The organism is Aliamphritea spongicola (genome assembly GCF_017051665.1).
GTDB lineage: Bacteria > Pseudomonadota > Gammaproteobacteria > Pseudomonadales > Balneatricaceae > Amphritea > Amphritea spongicola.
The window spans coordinates 1,244,273-1,262,561 of record NZ_JAFIDL010000001.1 but is presented as its reverse complement, the minus strand read 5'-3'; the positions used below and the strand labels follow the sequence as shown (position 1 = coordinate 1,262,561).

Sequence of the window (18,289 nt, the reverse complement as noted above, 5' to 3'; positions counted from 1 at the left end):
TACTGGGCAACAAGATGCGGAGAGAAATTGTGTCAAAAAAAGGCATTATGGTCTGTGGTCACGGTAGCCGTGACAAAGATGCAGAACGCGAATTTGGTTTAGTGGCCGCCGGCCTGAAGAAACGTTTCCCGGATATCCCGGTTGAATACGGTTTTCTGGAGTTCTCGGCGCCGAATATTCACATGGGGCTGAACTCTCTGCTTGAGCAGGGCGTTGAACAGGTTTATGCCATTCCGGGAATGCTGTTTGCGGCGACCCATGCCAAGAATGATATTCCGTCTGTGCTGACAACGTTTGAAGAAAACAACAGCCAGATTGAGATGCATTATGGCAGCGAGCTGGGTCTGCACCCGGCAATGATTGAAGCGTTCCAGGCGCGGATTTATGAATCCATGGGGATTGACCCGGAAAATCCGCCGGAAAACCTGTATGACACTCTGCTGGTAGTGGTTGGTCGTGGTACGTCTGACACCGGTGCTAATGCTGAAGCGGCTAAGCTGACCCGTATCGTTAACGAAAATATGGGCTTTGGCTGGGCTGACACGGTGTATTCCGGTGTTACCTATCCGTCTGTAGGCGTGGGTATGGAGAAGCTGCTGAAGCTGGGTTACAAGCGCGTGGTTGTTGCCCCTTACTTCCTGTTCACCGGCCGTCTGATCAAGCGTATTTACGGTTATGTGGATCAGGTTGCTGAACAGAACCCGGGTGTTGAATTCATCAAGACGCCGTACCTGAACGACCATGAGAAAGTGATCGATGCTTTCGAAATCCGTGTCCGTGAAATTCTGGATGGTGCGTCAGATCTGAGCAATGAAAGCCTGATGGAATCCTTCAAGCGTCGCCTAGCGGCGGGTGAAGTGGATGTTCATCACCACCATGCTGAGTTCAACCCGAATGCTGATGAGCACGGTCACGATCATTCGCATGACCATGGCCACTCGCACGGTCACTCTCATGATCATGGCCACTCACACGATCATGGCCACTCACACGATCATGGCCACTCACACGGTCATTCTCATGATCATGGCCACGGTCATTCACACGATCATGATCATGGTCATGGTCACAGCCATGGTATCTACAAGCACATCGCTCACCCACTGGGGCCACGCACCATGATCGGTGAAGGCGTATGCTGCTGCTTCATGAGCCAGTTCCCGCAGGAAGTGCTGGACGAAGAGCAGGACCGTATCGGCCTGGTTAAGGCAGAAGAGACCTTCGCTCACAAGAAATAAATTAAAAAAAGAAAGAAGGGTTAGAGACAAACCGCCGGCAGCGAAAGCTTCCGGCGGTTTTTTTATGCCGGCAGGTTCCGGTCTCAGTACCCGTTATGGCAAAGTTAAGATGTTATTCAGAGTGATATTGTTCAATTAACGTGTTTATATATTAACCGGTGAAGACGGGCGCCCGCTGAGGCTGCCAGGGACAGGTTTTCTCCGGTGCGTAATCACTGAACCTTTGGGTTTTAAACGTGGGATACACCAAGGCATATCATTGATAACGCCGAAACTGAAATATGGAATTATTCGCACCTCCCTCAGTATTTAATGAGGGGGAGCAAGGATGAAAAGGTGGCAGTGTGAATTTAATCGGCAGTAACACAAACGACTTTTTAAATAACAATGTAAAAGTCCTGAAATCACGTGTTTCCAAGACGGCCTATCAGGGCATTGTTGTTGCGGTAGTGGCCCTGATAATCGCGACACTGGGGGCCTGTTATTATACTACTGGCAGTATCAGCCTTAATGGCATTGCGCTGGTTCAGAAAACCAATATTGCACTCTGGATTATGGATGCAGTGCCCTTTGTATTTGCGTTCTGGGGGCAATATTCAAGTACCATTCTTGCCTATGAAGCCAGTGCACTGGTGATTGACCAGACTCAGGAATTGCGGGAGCGGGCTGATACGTTCGAAAAGCAGGCCCGTTACAATATTACCCACGATTTACTGACGGACCTGCCCAATAAAGAACTGTTCTATGACCGGGTTGAACAGGGCATTTTATCCCAGACCAGCCAACAGCAATCCCTGTCTGTTTTACTCATTGAAATCGGTAACTACAAACAGGTCAGCGATACCCTCGGGCGCAACGCCAGTGACAGTTTGATCAAACAGGTCTCCGTCCGGCTGAAAAGCGCCTATGCCGCACCGGCCACCATCGCCCGGATCGACAGCAACATATTCTCTTTGCTGTTAACCAATATTGAAAACAAGCAAACCGTGCTGTCTCAGGCTGAAAACATTCACCGGGCACTGGAAGAACCGTTTTTTGTTGAAAAGGTAAAGATGGCTTGTCAGGCCAATATCGGGATTGTCTATTTTCCGGATCATGGCGGTGATGTGGATACCCTGGTGCAGCGGGCGGGCATTGCACTGTATGTGGCGCAAAATTCAAATAAGGGCTATGCGTTGTATGACCCTTCTTATGATGAACATACGCCGCGGCAGTTAACCCTGATGAGCGAACTGAACCAGGCTGTTGAACGGGGTGAGCTGGAGCTTTATTACCAGCCGAAACTGGATTTAAGAAATGATTGCGTCAGCAGTGCCGAAGCGCTGGTGCGCTGGAACCACCCAAGGCACGGCTTATTGTTGCCGGATCACTTTGTACCGCTGATGGAACGGACCCGAATGATCCAGGCCCTGACCCGCTGGGTCATAGAAGCCAGCATGCTGCAGGCTGTGAAGTGGGCTGATAGCGGTCATAACATCAGTATCTCGGTGAATCTGTCGGCAAAAGATCTTAATAATCCTGAATTACCGGATTTAATTGCGGGCCTGAAAGGGCGTACCGGGGTGAACCCGGAATGGATGATGCTGGAGATTACCGAGAGCTCGATTATGAGTAACCCGGAAACCGCTTTTGAAATCATTAACCGGATTGATCAGATGGGATTCCGGTTCTCCATCGACGATTACGGCACCGGCTATTCATCCCTTTCTTATCTCAAGCGTATGCCGCTGAAAGAGCTGAAAATAGACCGTTCATTTGTGAAAGATATTCTCACCGATGACAGTGATGCGGTGATCGTAAATGCCACAATCAATCTGGCCCATAACCTGGGGCTTCAGGTAACCGCTGAAGGGGTAAACGATCCGGCTGTGCTGCAAAAGCTGAGACGGGAAGGCTGTGACGTTGTACAGGGCTATTTACTGGCCAGGCCGATGCCTGTCAGTGCGTTTGAGGAATGGTTATCCAGCGAAGCCAATCAGTTTAAAGAAGTGGTTACGGAGTAACGGGCAGTTCGCAGTCACTCCTGTAACACGAATCAGAAAGGGCAGAGCAGGTCTCTGCTCGACAATAACTTAGGCTTTCTTTACAAACTTCGCGGTCACCATCATGTCACCGGCGCCGTCTACCTTGCAGTCCAGTTCATGGTCTTTACCGTCGACCATACGCTTGATCAGCGCTTTGGTGCCAATCTTCAGTACCTGAGAGCTGCCTTTTACTTTCAGATCTTTAATCAGGGTAACTTTATCGCCTTCCTGTAACTGTGTGCCGTTCGCGTCGCGGATATTCAGGGCGTTTTCTGCGGCAACTTCTTCAGGATTCCATTCATACGAGCATTCTGGACAGATCAGCATATCCTGATCCTGGTAAACATATTCAGAGTTACAGCTCGGGCAGTTAGGCAGGGACATAACAGTATTTCTTCTTTCAGTGAGTTCGGCGTGAATGATAGTGGCAAGGGGCTGTTTTGGCGAGCACTTTGTGGGCTGGCTGCTGATTCATGCTCTGTGCTTGATAAAGAACTTGCCGGGATGATGAGGGCGAATTTCAAACATTCAAAACATATCTGCGACCTACTGTACTGATTGTTCGTTTGCTGAGCATGATAGCCATAAAGTTTTTAGCGAGAAGGAATGGAATTCCAGCGCCTATTTCATTGTGCGGAGTATGTTCAAAAGTCAGAAGCAACTGCTGGATACAGATACAGACCGGTCTTCTAGCCTGAACAGATATTTTGTAACACAGGTAGACAGTAAGATTTATACTGCTGGTGGTATGAAAATTGTGTTTTATACCACTGGTAGTATTATGATGTTAACCGGGATGAGAAATTGATATCTGGATTGCTTCCAATTCAATACTTATCTGTATGAGGAAATTCTTTTGAATTCAAAGGAACTGCTCAGGTTACTTAAAGCGGATGGATGGCAAGTTGTTGCCACCAGAGGGAGTCATTGCCAGCTAAAGCATGCGATCAAAAAAGGCCGTGTGACCTTACCTCATCCTAAAAAGGACTTACCAGTTGGCACGGTAAAAAGCATTCTGAAGCAAGCAGGCCTTTAGTACTTGGATTTTTGCCTGGTAACAGAAGAGTTTGGAGTAAAAAGAAATGAGATACCCTGTTGTAATTCACCACGAAGAAGGTTCAGCGTATGGGGTTACTGTGCCTGATATACCCGGTTGTTTTTCTGCCGGAAATACCATGGATGAAGCAATGGATAATGTGCGGGAAGCAATCGAATTTCATTTGGAAGGGCTCGCAGAAGATGGTGAAATTGCACCGGCAGCAAGTCCTGTATCAGCTTTTGAACATCAGTTTCCGGGTGGTATCTGGGCGTTAGTGGACATAGATATCACGCCGTTTTCTGGTAAAACAGAAAAAGTAACAATTACATTACCGTCTATTTTAGTGCGTCAGATAGAGAAGCAGGTTCAGAAAGGCCATGGAAAAAATCGTTCTGCCTTTCTGGCTGATTCTGCTGTGAAAGAAATAAGGCGATACGGTTAGTGCTTTTTTCTTCTGAACTACATCACAAAACTTACAGTAATCCTTCTCAATTTCTGCTTAAATAACCCTCATCACGATGTAGCTATACAAGGTAAAGACAATGGCTTACGAACTGACCGGTAAGGTTAAGTTAATTCAGGATCCGCAGACCTTTAACAGCGGCTTCACCAAGCGTGAAATGGTTGTGACGGTTGAAGAAGGCAAGTACCCGCAGGATATCAATCTGGAGTTTGTGCAGGATAAAGTCAGCCTGCTGGACAGCATCCAGCCGGGCCAGCAGGTAACGGTTTCTTTTGATATCCGTGGCCGTGAATACAATGGGCGTTATTTCAATAACCTGGTGGGCTGGAAGATTCAGGGTGGTGCTGTGGCTGATCCGTATGACCAGACTCCTGCTTACGATACCACTGCGCCGGTTGAATTTGATGACGACGTACCGTTCTGATCTGATCTGATATCTGTACGTTTACAAAAGCCCTGCATTGCAGGGCTTTTGTGTGTCTGGATGTACGGTTCTTTATCCCGGCTGTTTTACTTTACGTAAGTAGGGTTTTACGGTTTCCCAGCCATCCGGATAGACCTTCTCGGCGTCTTCATTAGAGACAGCGGGAACGATGATAACGTCTTCGCCCTGTTGCCAGTTTACCGGGGTGGCGACCTTATGTTTTGCGGTGAGCTGCATGGAGTCGATGACCCGCAGGATTTCATCAAAGTTACGCCCGGTGGTCATCGGGTAGGTGAGCATCAGTTTGATGTTTTTATCCGGGCCGACCACAAATACTGAACGTACGGTGGCGTTGGTCATGGCGGTACGGCCTTCGGCGGAGCCGGTTTCATCGGCGGGGAACATGTTATAGAGCTTGGCAATGCTCAGGTCAGTATCGGCAATGACCGGGTAGTTAACGGTGGTGTTACCGACTTCTTCGACGTCTTTTATCCATTTTACGTGATCATCGAGGGGGTCGATGCTCAGGCCTATGATTTTGGTGTTTCGCTTGTCGAATTCCGGCTGAATCTTTGCCATGTAGCCAAGCTCAGTGGTGCACACCGGGGTAAAGTCTTTGGGGTGAGAGAAAAGGACTGCCCAGCTGTCACCAATCCACTGATGAAAATCTAATTCTCCCTGAGTGGTCTGTGCGGTGAAGTTGGGGGCCTGATCATTGATGCGTAATGACATTCTGTACCTCCTGTTGTCAGTTAGTTTGCAGGAATGAGGTCAGTTAAGGTTAGTTCATAAACCGGTGAATGGTGCTTAGGTATGACGGATTCTCATTATTAAAGCAGGCCTTGCCGTGAGTTTATGGCACACTGTCATAACAGCTTTTCATAACAGGTGGATACAGGGTGTTTATTCAGTTTTTAGGTACGTCTTCCGGTACGCCGACCAAACAGCGAAATGTCTCGGGGCTGGCGTTGCAGGAAAGCAAGGGCCGCAGCTGGTATCTGGTTGATTGCGGAGAGGCAACGCAGCATCAGTTGCTGCATACCAAACTGTCACTGAATACCTTAAAAGGCATTTTCATTACCCATGTGCACGGTGATCACTGTTATGGTTTGCCCGGTCTGTTAGGCAGTGCAGGTATGACCGGTCGGACTGAGACGCTGACCATTGTTGCACCGGCGGGTATCCGGGAATGGATTGAAGCGACGCAGCGTTTTACCGAATTTCATCTGTCATTTGAACTTAACTTTGTTCTGCCTGAAGCACTAATGCTGAATCAGGATAATGACTTCCCGGAGATGACTTTTGGGCAATTTAATGTAGCTGCTACCCCACTGATTCACCGGGTTGAATCTTATGCTTACAGCTTTACAGAGAACTGGGTAGATGGTGAGCTTGATGTGGCAGGGCTCAGAGCTTCGGATTTACCTGCCGGCTCGGACTGGGGGCGGCTGAAATCCGGCATTGATGTCAGCCATGATGGCAAACTGTACCGGGCCCGTGACTTTGTTATTACGGATTCAGTACCCCGAAAAGTGGTTGTTTGCGGTGATAATGCCGAGCCTGCCGTGCTTAAGGATCTGTGTAACAGTTGTGATGTGCTGATACATGAAGCTACTTATGCGAAGGAGCTTGCTGAACAGGCAGCTACATATGGCCACAGTTATGCGGAGCAGGTTGCAGCATTCGCCGCTCAGCAGGCGATTCCTAATCTGTTGCTGACCCACTTCAGCCCCCGTTATCAGCTTAATCCTCAGGTAAAGTCTTCCGTGGATTTACTCCGGCAGGAGGCCCGCACGGTGTATCGCGGGGCGTTGTTTCTGGCAGAAGATTTACACCGATACCGCCTGGATAAAGAAGGGGGTTTGCATGCAGAGCAATGACTGGTTGCAGATGCTGTGTGGGAGAGAGTAGATATGAAAACTTACCGGGGGGCCTGTCACTGTCAGGCGGTAACTTTCGAAATTGAGACAGATTTTCCGGAGCTGACCACCTGTGACTGTTCAATCTGCAGACGTAAGAATGCGCTGATGGTGAAGGTTCATGAGCGTCAGATGAAAATTCTGACCGGCGAAGATGTACTTTCCACCTATACCTTTCATACCCATACGGCACAGCATTATTTCTGCAGTGTATGCGGGATTTATCCGTTTCATCGCAAACGGGTTACCCCGGATTATTTTGGGGTGAATGTATATTGTCTGGAAGATTTTGATCCCGCCGGTATTCCAGTACGCGCCACTGATGGCATTGGTATGAAGTAACGGCTGTCGATGGCTGTGGTTTTTCAGCAGAGCCTTTCAGTAGAGCCTTTCAGTACAGCCTTTCAGTAGAGCCTGGTAAGTTGATCTGACTGCTTGCTGTTATTTGGAAAAGCTGTCATTAATGCCCGCCATACTTACGACAATAATATGACTGTCGCCGCCAAAAAATATCGATTATAAGAATGCGGCAGTTTCAGGAGCAGGGGTTGGGCATAGTGATGCTGCCGGGCAACAATCAGGATTTATTCATTTCAGGTAATCCCGCACTGGTGATTATCGATGTTCAGGATGCCATTGACTGTTATTCAGATTACAGCCGGAATAACCCGGATGCTGAGCGGGTGATTGCCGCTTTGCTGACTGTCTGGCGTGATCGCGGGCTGCCGGTGATTCATATTCGGCACGCGTCGAAGTTTGAGAATTCACCTTATCATCCCACTTCCCATCACTTTTCATTTAAGTATGAGGCTGAGCCGCTTGCTGAAGAACCGGTGATCACCAAGCAGGAAAACTGTGCTTTTATCGGTACCGGGCTGGAATCGCTGCTACGCGACCAGGAGATCAGCGAGATGGTGGTGTGCGGTGTGCTGAGCAACAATTCTTTGGATGCGACCGTTCGGGTTGCGAGCGGGCTGGGATTCAGGGTCATGGTGCCGGATGACGCCAGTGCGGCATTTGCCATGGATCTGCTGAACGGTAAGCAACTCAGCGCGGAAGATGTACACTGGACGTTTCTCAGTAACCTGCATGGTGAATACTGCCATGTGTGTGATTCCCTTGATTTGCTGCAGGCATTGCCTCAGCCACACTGAGCAGACAGACATGACGACAAATATACACTGGCCGGTGTTGCTGCAGTATGAAGGTGATCCGGAGCTGACGGTTATCCGTTCGTCGGATGAATGGCGGGCAGAGTATGTGCAGCATTTTTTTGCTGCACAGGACCGTCTGATTGACAGTGAAGGGCAGTGTTTTTTGTTGCAGCAGCGGATTTCAGATCGGATTGTTCCGCATCTGGCCGGTATCAGGCTTTCCCTTAACGAATTGAATGAAATTCTGCGTAAACATTTTGCTGCAGCAGGTCATTGCTGTGTGGCAAAGATGCTGGTGGCCTCGGTGGCTGAAGCTGTTCAGGCGGTCGATGCAGCCGGGTAAGACCCAGCTGACGGCCTGGTACGACTATTGATGCCATCGAAATACCGGATTTGGTCTGGCCTTCCTAAAGCAGATGGCGCATAATTCCCGACAAAATTACTAGGGTATTGAGAGCCAAGAGTAGATAACCTTATGACAAGCCTAACAAACGAGCAGGTACGCGGGGCGATTGCCGGCGTACAGGATAAGTATTTAGAACAGGATTATATCAGCGCTAACGCAGTGAAAGCGCTGAGTGTAGAAGGCAGCACGGTTAACATTTCGCTTGAGCTGGGTTACGCCTGTAAGGGTGCAGAAGCTGATATTAAACAGGCGCTGAGCGAGGCAGTAACGGCTGCAGGCGCTACCGATGTAAAGATTGATATTACCAGCAAGGTTGCCGCTCATCAGGTGCAGGGCAGCCTGCAGGCCCTGAAGGGGGTGAAGAACATTGTTGCGGTTTCTTCCGGCAAGGGCGGTGTGGGTAAATCCACCACCACTGTGAACCTGGCGCTGGCAATGGCGGCTGAGGGCGCCCGTGTCGGTGTGATGGATGCGGATATCTATGGCCCGAGCCAGGGCATGATGCTGGGGGTGACTCCGGGAACCCGTCCGCAGCCGGTGGGCGAAAAGAACATGGCGCCAATTGAAGCCCATGGTCTGCAGGTTATGTCGATCGGTTTCCTGATTGATGATGATCAGCCAATGGTATGGCGTGGTCCGATGGCCAGTGGTGCATTACAGCAGTTACTGACAGAAACCGTTTGGGATGATCTGGATTACCTGTTCATCGATATGCCGCCGGGTACCGGTGATATCCAGCTGACCTTGTCGCAGAAGGTGCCGGTCACCGGTTCTGTGATTGTTACTACACCGCAGGACATCGCTCTGCTGGATGCTAAGAAAGGCATCGAAATGTTCCGCAAGGTAGAGATCCCTGTACTGGGTGTGGTTGAGAACATGAGCCTGCACATTTGCAGCGAATGTGGTCACAGCGAGCCGATTTTCGGCCACGGTGGTGGCGAGATGCTGGCGGAACAGTACAAGGCGCCAATGTTGGGTGCTCTGCCGCTGACGATGGGTATCCGTACGTCTACAGACAGCGGTGCACCAACGGTGGTGAGCGCGCCGGACAGCAAGGAAACGGCAATCTACCGGGATATGGCACGTAAGGTCGGTGCTCTGCTGGCGAAGCGTGCAGAAACCCCTGTTGCAATGCCGAATATTTCCATTGTGAACGACTGATTCTGGCTGCCGGACGGGCTGTCCGGGGCTCTGTTGATCAGGGTTAAAATTAACCGCATTTTTTTATGAAAAAGTGCGGTTTTTTTTAGACAAAAACGTTAAGATTGTCGCCTTTTTTAAGATTAAACTGACGGATATTGTAACTATGGGTATTAAGTCGGACGGTTGGATTCGCCGCATGGCCGAAGAACATCAGATGATCGCGCCGTTTGAGGCGGGACAGGTGCGTCGCCGTGATGAAGAAAAACTTATTTCCTATGGTACATCAAGCTATGGCTATGATGTCCGTTGTGCGGATGAATTCAAGATCTTCACCAACATCAACTCTTCTGTGGTTGACCCGAAGAACTTTGATGAAGGCAGCTTCGTGGATGTGAAATCTGATGTCTGCATTATTCCGCCTAACTCGTTCGCCCTGGCGCGGACCGTTGAATACTTCAAAATTCCACGCGATGTGCTGACGATCTGTCTGGGTAAAAGCACCTATGCCCGTTGCGGTATCATCGTAAACGTGACGCCTCTTGAACCTGAGTGGGAAGGTCACGTGACACTGGAATTCTCTAACACCACACCTTTGCCTGCCAAGATCTACGCCAATGAAGGTGTTGCGCAAATGCTGTTCCTGGGGGCGGATGAAATCTGTGAAACCTCCTATAAAGACCGGGACGGTAAATATCAGGGACAGACCGGAGTGGTTGTTCCGCGCACATGATTCATCGGCAGGAAAATATTCTCAGTTTCTGGCAGCAGCTGGAGAACACCATCGATAATCTGCTCGGCAGCGAGACAGATAATAACTTCGATGCGGATAATCTGTTGCTGGAATACCGTAACTCTTTGCAGAAGATCGACCGCAACCTGACCTTTCATTTCGAGCGGGATGAGGAAGACGGTCCGGTTGAGATGGTGTTTGGCTGCGACGGTTACCCTGAGTCCATCAGCAGCGTACTGAGTCTGGTAGGGGCTGCGCCGAGCATTGGCGGGATTCGCTTTATCGCATTTAACCACCGCTATGATCCGGTGCCGGCGTATATCCACCTGGGTGAAGATGTCATTGAACTGAAAGAGTTCTGGTACAGCTTCCGCATTGAGAACGGCAAACTGTTTATGGCCGTGTACATGCAAGAGCTGCCGGCCAGCCTGGATATGGAACCGCGCATTGAAGCGGTCATGATCTATCTGGATGCTTTGATTGGCGAATACGACCTGATGACCCGGGTATCTACCCTGGACTGGTATGAATTGCCAACCGATCCGCTGGACTTCGGTTTACGTCCGCTGGCTGAATTACGGGACCACTTCGACGCGCTTAAATCTCAGATTAAGCTGATCGGTCTGACCTATCATTAATGACAGGTGCTTAAGGTGTCCGGCGGTACTCAGTTATCTGATAACACGTATACCTTACCTTCATCTTCGTCTTCGGGTACCGGCGGCGGTAATTGAATATTCATAGTCACCCCTGTCTGGCGGAAAATCGTATAAGCTGACGGCCTTTTAATGCCGTCATATAAAGGCTATCGACACGCCTTTGTTAAACATTAGTAAAGAGTGCTGATTTGCGAGTTGAAAAATTTGCGTTCAGCCGGAGAAAAACATGAGCCAGTTATTAGCAGACATCGTTGAAAAGGTGCAGCAGGACTATCATGCTGCCATGACGGCGTCTGGTGGTGAGAACGCCCTGGGTACTGCCATGGAGCTGTGTAACCAGCATCTCTACCTTGAAGTGGATACGCTGGCGCAGGTGGTGGCTGAAGATCCGACCCTGCTGGCGACCCGTCCGGGCGGCATGATTGCTGATGCAGAAGAAGCCGCTAATCCCAGTGTTGGTATGATCATCAGTGTGAATCTGGCGGCCGGTATGCTGGAAGCTTTAATTAGCATGGCAGCAGAGCAGGGCTGGCTGAAGCCGGATGCAGAAGGCCGTTTGTCGGAAGAAGATCATCAGCAACTGGATGATGTCAGTGCGCCGGTGGTAGATTACAGCGACAGCGAGCTGGCCAAGCAGAATATGCAAAAGCCTGGCCGTTCGGAGCTGAGCAAAGTGATGGCGCTGGCGGAATCTGTATTCCAGGAGCGTCTGGCCACTGAAGCCGCGGATGCCTATAACCTGGCTTTAGAAGTTGCGTCTGAATATTCGGTGTTTGCCCCGGATGACATTGCGCCGCTGGTGGCAGAGAATCCGCTGTTACTGGGGCTGCGTGCCGACGGTATGGTGGATGACGAAATGTTTGAAGGTGATCCGCCAGCCGGACTGGTGATCAGTGCCCATCTGACTGATATGGTCATGAGCCAGCTGATGGATTATGCCGTTGAGCAGGGCGCGTTGGCGCTGGACAGTGCCGGTCAGCCGATTTTGCAGGTTAACGAAAGTGGCCCTTCACTGCACTGATCAGCAGACTCTGTAAATAACACATAAAAAAGCCCCGCCAGGTTAAACCCGGCGGGGCTTTTTTACAGCGGTTAAGTAAACTTACTTAGCAGCTTTAGTCATTTCGCTCATTGCAGATTCGCCAGCTTCTTTCGCCAGAGAAGTGAATGCTTCACCCTGTGCTTTCAGCAGTTCGAACAGTGCAGTGTTTGCTTCAACGTTGAATTTTACAACGTCTTCAGGCGTCTTCAGAGTCTGAGCCTTTTCAGCTTCTTTCTTGAAGAAAGCAGTTAGCTGTTCGCCGGATTGCTTCTGCAGTTCAACAGACTTGCTGATAGTTTGCGCTTGCAATTCCATCAGAGACTTCACAGATTCGAAAGACTTTTGAAAATCGATGTTAGCAGTCATGGTATATCTCCATATATTTGATTGGTGCAGTGCACAATATGTGGCTTATTGTAAGCCGGTTTTCAGAGCTGTCAAATATTTTTTTGTGCGCCGCACAAAAAAATAATCTCATAAAATTCCGGTATCTCAGCCGGGTTTTGTTGTTTGTTTTTTAACCTGCTGTTTTATAAGTATTAAAGCTACAACAGTTAAGTGTGTACAGAGCTGCTGTCAGCGCTTTAATCCGAAAAATATTTTTTTGACGATGGGCGCTGTAAGCCTGAGTTTTCTGTTTATTGTGCGATGCGACAAATTAAACCGGGTTATCCGTCTGTGGTTAATGTTGTGCGCCGCACAAAGTGTATGTCGTCACAGTAGCAGGGGGATATGACAGAAATATGATTGCAGATCAGGAGGGATGAGAATTATCTGACCGGTTATGAATCTTGCTGAACCGGTCAGATGCGGAGCTGGCGTGTATCAGTCGTCCAGTGCTTCACGAAGCTGGTCCACCACCTTGGTTGGCAGGCGACGGATAATCAGGCTGTTAGTATTAGGGTCAAACTGAATATCGCTGGTGGAGTTCAGTTCACCCAGCGAGCGCTTGGAGAAGTCCAGCTGCCAGTTATCGGCCTTAGCCTTAATCTTTGTGTAATTGTTAATGGTGCTGGTGTGCGGCTGGAATTCGTGGCTCACCTGATACTCTTCTGAGTTGGCGAAGCTGCCGAAGGTTTCAGTACCGCTTTCGGCCTGTTCTGGCGGAATGTGCTGGGCAAAGATTTCATCCATGTCCGGCAGGTAGGCAGACTGCTTTTCACTGCGCTGTTTGGACAGGTACCCAACGACGTCATCAACGATGGCTTCCTGCTTGTCCTGCAGCTGGTTTTTGCGGCAGAAGTCTTCTGTCGCACGGATCAGTTCCGACGTGGCCTGGCGGGCCGGTACTACGTCGCTGCAGCCCAGTGCCGTGGAGAAGTAATGGGTAATATCGCCTTTCCGTTTGGTGCCGATGAAGCTCAGGTAGCTGTCGGTGCCTTCTTTGTAGGTGGAGATATTAATTTTGGCGGCCTGGTGCAGTTTATCCAGATCCAGTTCAATCACCTGGGTCGGGTGCAGGTTGCCGTCAAATGCCACGCCGTTTTTATCCCGGACCAGCGCAACCAGCAGGTAATCAAATACATCGGCACTGTAGTGGCAGAAGATCACGTAACCGCCGGTCGCCGCCGAGGCAGACTCGGAACTCAGGGAAGCAGCCAGTTGTTCCATGGCCACATCACACAGGCTGAGGAAATCGCTGTCATCCGGTGTACCACTGATGAACTGGCGGAAGTTTGTAATAAACGGATGGCTGTCCGGATCTTCTACAGTGAAGGAACCGTGGGTCAGGGCGGCGCGGCGTCCGTAAGCGGATACCAGAGTATCAAACAGCCGTTGTGCCATCGGGGCCTGAATATCAACAGGGCCACCCCGGTTGCTGATAGTTGCCTGGGTTTCGTCAGCATTTTTAAGCAGTTCGCGGATGGCTAGATGTTTCAGTTCCATAATGTCTTCTGTATTGATTAGCGGACAGGGAGGGGGATTTTAGCATCGCCGGAGAACGGCTGCACAGGGCTTTTTAGTCCGGACGGGTTTCATCTTCCATCCGGGTCAGTATCTGTAATGCCTGTAGGCGACTATCAGCACAGTGTTCCCGGTTGGCAGTAAAGTCCTGACAAACCTGCGGGTAGTCGTCCCGCTGCCAGATCAGGCAGTTATTGCCAGCGTCCAGATTAATGCAGCGCACACCTGCAGGCTTGCCTTCAGGCATACCCGGAACGGCGGATGATATATGTGGGGCGATGCAGCATGCACCGCAGCCCGGACGGCACTGCATAATGACACCTGAAAGGGGCGGTTGAGAAAGTCGGATAAGGATGAGCCAATGTGGCAGGCGGGTCAAGCGGGATATCAGTACTCAGCGAACAGTAGCTCACTGGATGTCTGTCATTCAGTTAGCTGTTTAAGGACACCTTTTACCGTTACAATGGCGCACTTTTTTCGTTTTGCTGAGAATCCCTATGGCCCTGAAACCGACAATTTTTAAAGTTAACCTGCAGCTTAGCGATATGAACCGGCACTGTTATGAGAGCTTGTCGCTGACTGTGGCGCAGCACCCGTCAGAAACCCTGACCCGGATGATGGTGAGGATTCTGGTATACGGCCTGAATTATCACCGGGATCTCAGTTTTACCAAGGGGCTTTCCGCTACTGATGAACCGGAGCTGTGGCAGGTATCGCCTTCCGGAGAGGTGGAACATTGGATTGAACTGGGTCAGGCCAGCCCTGAACGGTTACGTAAAGGGGTCAGCCGGGCGCAGCAAATCAGCCTGTATGCCTATGGCAGTGAAACGGATATCTGGTGGCAGAAACATCAGCAGGCCATCACCCAGTTGCCTAAGGTCAGTGTCTGGCAGTTGCCTGCAGAGCAACTGGCACCGTTGGAAGATATGGCGGCGCGAAATATGGATCTGTCGCTGATGATTACCGACGATACTCTGATGCTCAGCAGTGCTGAGCATACCTGCGAAGTGACCCTGCAGCAGCTGAGCTGAAAGGCACTGCCTTAAAAACAAAACAGGCCGGCATATTGCCGGCCTGTTTGCGTTTGGCTGTGATGACCTGTCAGGCCCGTTTTACCTTAAATAACAGGCTGTACAGCACCGGTACCACGCCGAGGGTCAGCAGGGTGCCGCCCAGCAAGCCGGCCGCCAGTACAACGGTCAGGCCGAACCACAGTTCGTCGCCGCTGAGCATCAGTGGCATCAGACCGATAACACTGGTACCGGTGGTGACCAGTATCGGACGAAGGCGGGATGCGGCGCCGTCAACAATCGACTGATAAGGGGACTTACCGCTGGCTTCTTCCAGGTCGAACTGTTCCACCAGCAATATGCCGTTATTGATAATGATGCCCCCCAGTGACAGGAAGCCCAGCATTGCCATGAAGCCAAAGTTAGCATTTAGCAGGAACAGGCCAAAACTGGCACCGATCAGGCTGAATACCAGGGTAATGCCGATGATGCCTACCTTACGGAACGAGCGGAACTGTGCCAGCAGGAGCAGGAAGATCGCGCCAAAGGCTATTGGCAGGTTCTGGGCCAGTGCTGAGGTGGCATCATTGGAAGACTCCGCTTCGCCACCGATTTCAATGCTGTAGCCTGCCGGAATGCCCAACGCGGCGATTTCCGGTGCCAGACGGCTGACCATTTCGCTGGCCGGCAGCAGGCTGCTGACGCCTTTAATCTTAATGGTCGGTTCCAGATTGTAACGGCGCTGGAGTGACTCGGTTGGCTCCGCGTAAAAAGTAGCGATCTGGGTCAGGGTAATGGGGTTACCTTCCCGGTCATTGCCCACATAGAGGGTGCCAAAGCGTTCCACATCTTCCCGTTCTATGCCGGCGCTGCGCACCGTCACCGGAATGCTCTGATCGCCTTCACGGAACTGGGTAATCTCACCGCTGCTCAGCAGGGTATCCAGTGCGCGGGATACCTGTTCAGTGCTCAGGCCAGCCAGTTCGGCTTTGGTCTGATCAATCTGTACCTTCAGTTTGAAGACCTTGTTATCCCAATTGTCCTGAATGTTGATCATGCCCGGCTGCTGATACAGCAGACCCTGCACCTGTTCAGAGATCTGTCGCAGGGTGATTTTATCCGGCCCTTTGATCCGGTATTCAATGCTGCCTTCTTCAGCACCGCCGGAACCGAAGCCTTTGACGCTGATACGGGCTTCCGGGAACTGGCCAGTCAGGTAGTTGCGGGCTTTATCCATGGCGGCTTGCTGGCTGCTGCCATCTTTCAGGTTAACCAGCATAAAGGCGCGGTGCGGTGCCGGGTCGTTCGGGTTGAGCGACAGTACGAAACGCGGTCCGCCAAAGCCGATATAGGTGACGTGATCTGCAACTTCCGGATTGCTGTCCGGTTGCATCAGCCAGTGGCTGACTTCGCCGCTGAGTTTCTGGGTGGCATCAATGCTGTAACCGGCCGGCAGTTCCAGTTCGATCATGTACTGCAGGCGGGCATTGGGCGGCATGAATTTTTTCGGTACCGCGCCAAAGGCATAGACCGCCAGCACCAGCAGGCCAACCATCATCAGCAGGAAGACGGTACGGGCCCCCAGAATCATATTCAGCAGGTGCTTATAACCGGTCTGCAGTGATGATTCGCTGTCGGCAGACTGTTGCGGACCGCGGGCTTTGATCAGCCACATAGCCAGTAACGGGATGACGGTCAGCGCCACCACCCAGGACGATAGCAGGGTAATGGTAATGACCTGTGCCAGTGAACGGGTGTATTCAATGGTGACGTTGTCACCGGCCATCAGCGGATAGAAGGCGAAAATAGTGGTCAGGGATGCGGTGAGCAGGGGAACCATCATCTTACTGCCGGAGGTCATGGCTGCTTCAAAACCGGACTGCCCCTGACTGACCCGGGTGAGATAGTCTTCCGCAACGACGATACCGTTGTCCACCAGCAGTCCCAGAGCGATGATGATGGCAGCAATAGATACTTTCTGCAGTGGAATCTCCATGATGGACATCACCACCACTGTGACCAGAATCGTTATCGGTACTAACAAGCCAGCGACGATACCGGTACGGATGCCAAGGAACAGCACCACCACGACAAATACCACAGCGACTGTTTGCAGCAGGCTGTTGGTTACCTGGTCGATAGAACGTTTTACTTCTGTGGCCTGATAGGTGACGAAGTCCACTTCAAAGCCCCAGGGCAAGGTGTTCTCAAGTTCTGCCACCCGCTGTTTCATGCGTTCTGAAAATGACAGTACGTTAAAACCGCTTTGCATAGAAACCGCCAGCACCAGTGCCCGTTTGCCGTTGTAGTAGGCAAACCGTTCGGCCGGTTCTTTGTAACCCCGGCTAATCCGGAACAGGTCACCGAGATAGATAATCCCGCCATCGTCCAGCCGCAGGGGAATATTGGCAATTTCCTCGACATCGTTCAGGTTGCCGGTGGGTTCAATCACCACCCGTTGCTGGCCGGTGCTCAGTTCACCAGCAGCGCTGATAACGTTGCGGTTTTGCAGGGTCTGCAGAGCCTGTTGAATATTCACCCCGGCTTTACTCAGTTCGGTGGTGGTGCTTTCCAGATAGATCTGTTCCGGGTTGTTGCCCAGCAGTTCGATACGGCTGACACCTTTCAGCGCAGTTAGCTGATCCTGAAAGCGTTTTACCGTGGCGCGCATTTCTGCCAGGGTAAATCCTTCCGCGGTGAAGGCAATGCTGGCAACGGCTACCCGGCCAAAGTCGTCATTGACGAACGGCCCCTGAGTGCCGCTTGGGAGCTGGTTTTTAACATCGTTAACTTTATTGCGCAGGGTTTGCCATATGGGTTGCAGGTCACTGACGGAGTCATACAGGCTGACATTTATCTGGGCATAACCGGTACTGGCCTGGGAGTTGATGTCTTTAACTTCCGGGATTTGCCGGATGGCATCTTCCAGCTGACGGATAATCAGATTTTCCACCCGTTGCGGCGGCAGGCCCGGATACTGGGCAGTCACCACAGCTTCGCGGATGTTTATTTCAGGTTCTTCCTGAGAGGGAAAGTCCTGATAGAGAAATATGCCCATCAGACTGAGCAACAGGGTCAGGGCAATGGTAACCCGGTTGCCCTGTAAGGCGAGCTTGGTAATCATAATCCTGCT

General features: G+C 50.9%; 20 protein-coding genes. 14 read left to right on the top strand and 6 right to left on the bottom strand.

From position 1 onward, the window contains the following. The first annotated feature begins 14 nt into the window (after nucleotides 1–14). Nucleotides 15–1,238: a sirohydrochlorin chelatase gene (locus tag JYB63_RS05860; RefSeq protein ID WP_205656842.1), complete on the top strand. Its 1,224-nt coding sequence runs from the start codon at nucleotides 15–17 to the stop codon at nucleotides 1,236–1,238. Between the two features lie 344 nt (nucleotides 1,239–1,582). After that, on the top strand, nucleotides 1,583–3,241 hold the full coding sequence (locus JYB63_RS05855; protein ID WP_205656841.1) for an EAL domain-containing protein: 1,659 nt from the start codon (nucleotides 1,583–1,585) through the stop codon (nucleotides 3,239–3,241). A gap of 69 nt (nucleotides 3,242–3,310) precedes the next feature. On the opposite strand, the gene JYB63_RS05850 is transcribed toward JYB63_RS05855, so the two are convergent. Beyond that, the gene (locus JYB63_RS05850) at nucleotides 3,311–3,646 is read right to left on the bottom strand and encodes a zinc ribbon domain-containing protein YjdM (RefSeq protein WP_205656840.1); all 336 of its coding nucleotides are present in this window, start codon (nucleotides 3,644–3,646) and stop codon (nucleotides 3,311–3,313) included. A 472-nt stretch (nucleotides 3,647–4,118) separates the two neighbouring features. On the opposite strand from JYB63_RS05850, the gene JYB63_RS05845 reads away from it, so the two are divergent. The 3 genes from JYB63_RS05845 to JYB63_RS05835 all read left to right on the top strand — a co-directional run bounded on the left by JYB63_RS05845 (nucleotide 4,119) and on the right by JYB63_RS05835 (nucleotide 5,188). After that, a complete protein-coding gene (locus JYB63_RS05845; RefSeq protein WP_205656839.1) occupies nucleotides 4,119–4,298 on the top strand; it encodes a type II toxin-antitoxin system HicA family toxin in 180 nt (59 codons plus the stop codon). 46 nt (nucleotides 4,299–4,344) lie between these two features. Then, nucleotides 4,345–4,743 (top strand): type II toxin-antitoxin system HicB family antitoxin, encoded by a 399-nt coding sequence (locus JYB63_RS05840; protein ID WP_205656838.1) that lies wholly within the window; start codon nucleotides 4,345–4,347, stop codon nucleotides 4,741–4,743. Between the two features lie 100 nt (nucleotides 4,744–4,843). Continuing rightward, complete coding sequence (locus tag JYB63_RS05835) at nucleotides 4,844–5,188, top strand: DUF3127 domain-containing protein (RefSeq protein ID WP_205656837.1); 345 nt, start codon at nucleotides 4,844–4,846, stop codon at nucleotides 5,186–5,188. A gap of 72 nt (nucleotides 5,189–5,260) precedes the next feature. On the opposite strand, the gene JYB63_RS05830 is transcribed toward JYB63_RS05835, so the two are convergent. Beyond that, nucleotides 5,261–5,920, bottom strand: coding sequence for a peroxiredoxin (locus JYB63_RS05830; protein ID WP_205656836.1), 660 nt, complete (start codon nucleotides 5,918–5,920; stop codon nucleotides 5,261–5,263). A 167-nt stretch (nucleotides 5,921–6,087) separates the two neighbouring features. On the opposite strand from JYB63_RS05830, the gene JYB63_RS05825 reads away from it, so the two are divergent. From JYB63_RS05825 to JYB63_RS05790, 8 genes are all read left to right on the top strand, one after another. Further along, entirely contained in the window at nucleotides 6,088–7,068 is a 981-nt protein-coding gene (locus JYB63_RS05825; protein WP_205656835.1) for an MBL fold metallo-hydrolase, read from the top strand. Between the two features lie 33 nt (nucleotides 7,069–7,101). Beyond that, nucleotides 7,102–7,449 carry a GFA family protein gene (locus tag JYB63_RS05820; RefSeq protein WP_205656834.1) on the top strand — a complete coding sequence of 116 codons (348 nt, stop codon included), beginning with the start codon at nucleotides 7,102–7,104 and terminating at the stop codon, nucleotides 7,447–7,449. Between the two features lie 215 nt (nucleotides 7,450–7,664). Further along, entirely contained in the window at nucleotides 7,665–8,261 is a 597-nt protein-coding gene (locus JYB63_RS05815) for a cysteine hydrolase family protein (RefSeq protein ID WP_315984042.1), read from the top strand. Nucleotides 8,262–8,271: 10 nt separating this feature from the next. Continuing rightward, nucleotides 8,272–8,604 carry a DUF4144 family protein gene (locus tag JYB63_RS05810; protein ID WP_205656832.1) on the top strand — a complete coding sequence of 111 codons (333 nt, stop codon included), beginning with the start codon at nucleotides 8,272–8,274 and terminating at the stop codon, nucleotides 8,602–8,604. Between the two features lie 132 nt (nucleotides 8,605–8,736). Beyond that, the gene (gene apbC / locus JYB63_RS05805) at nucleotides 8,737–9,828 is read left to right on the top strand and encodes an iron-sulfur cluster carrier protein ApbC (RefSeq protein ID WP_205656831.1); all 1,092 of its coding nucleotides are present in this window, start codon (nucleotides 8,737–8,739) and stop codon (nucleotides 9,826–9,828) included. A gap of 145 nt (nucleotides 9,829–9,973) precedes the next feature. After that, nucleotides 9,974–10,540: a dCTP deaminase gene (gene dcd / locus JYB63_RS05800; protein ID WP_205656830.1), complete on the top strand. Its 567-nt coding sequence runs from the start codon at nucleotides 9,974–9,976 to the stop codon at nucleotides 10,538–10,540. Next, nucleotides 10,537–11,178, top strand: a complete 642-nt coding sequence (locus JYB63_RS05795) for an enolase-like domain-containing protein (protein WP_205656829.1) — start codon at nucleotides 10,537–10,539, stop codon at nucleotides 11,176–11,178. The genes dcd and JYB63_RS05795 overlap by 4 nt, the downstream gene beginning before the upstream one ends. A 247-nt stretch (nucleotides 11,179–11,425) precedes the next feature. Next, nucleotides 11,426–12,220 (top strand): hypothetical protein, encoded by a 795-nt coding sequence (locus JYB63_RS05790; RefSeq protein ID WP_205656828.1) that lies wholly within the window; start codon nucleotides 11,426–11,428, stop codon nucleotides 12,218–12,220. 81 nt (nucleotides 12,221–12,301) lie between these two features. On the opposite strand, the gene JYB63_RS05785 is transcribed toward JYB63_RS05790, so the two are convergent. The 3 genes from JYB63_RS05785 to JYB63_RS05775 form a co-directional block, all read right to left on the bottom strand. Continuing rightward, nucleotides 12,302–12,607 carry a hypothetical protein gene (locus JYB63_RS05785; protein WP_205656827.1) on the bottom strand — a complete coding sequence of 102 codons (306 nt, stop codon included), beginning with the start codon at nucleotides 12,605–12,607 and terminating at the stop codon, nucleotides 12,302–12,304. 459 nt (nucleotides 12,608–13,066) lie between these two features. Continuing rightward, a complete protein-coding gene (locus tag JYB63_RS05780) occupies nucleotides 13,067–14,128 on the bottom strand; it encodes a nucleoid-associated protein (RefSeq protein ID WP_205656826.1) in 1,062 nt (353 codons plus the stop codon). A gap of 73 nt (nucleotides 14,129–14,201) precedes the next feature. Further along, the gene (locus tag JYB63_RS05775) at nucleotides 14,202–14,459 is read right to left on the bottom strand and encodes a YkgJ family cysteine cluster protein (protein WP_205656825.1); all 258 of its coding nucleotides are present in this window, start codon (nucleotides 14,457–14,459) and stop codon (nucleotides 14,202–14,204) included. 184 nt (nucleotides 14,460–14,643) lie between these two features. Here JYB63_RS05775 and JYB63_RS05770 point away from each other — a divergent pair, with 184 nt between their 5' ends. After that, the gene (locus tag JYB63_RS05770) at nucleotides 14,644–15,177 is read left to right on the top strand and encodes a YaeQ family protein (RefSeq protein ID WP_205656824.1); all 534 of its coding nucleotides are present in this window, start codon (nucleotides 14,644–14,646) and stop codon (nucleotides 15,175–15,177) included. Between the two features lie 70 nt (nucleotides 15,178–15,247). On the opposite strand, the gene JYB63_RS05765 is transcribed toward JYB63_RS05770, so the two are convergent. After that, nucleotides 15,248–18,280, bottom strand: a complete 3,033-nt coding sequence (locus tag JYB63_RS05765) for an efflux RND transporter permease subunit (RefSeq protein ID WP_205656823.1) — start codon at nucleotides 18,278–18,280, stop codon at nucleotides 15,248–15,250. Between the last annotated feature and the right edge of the window lie 9 nt (nucleotides 18,281–18,289).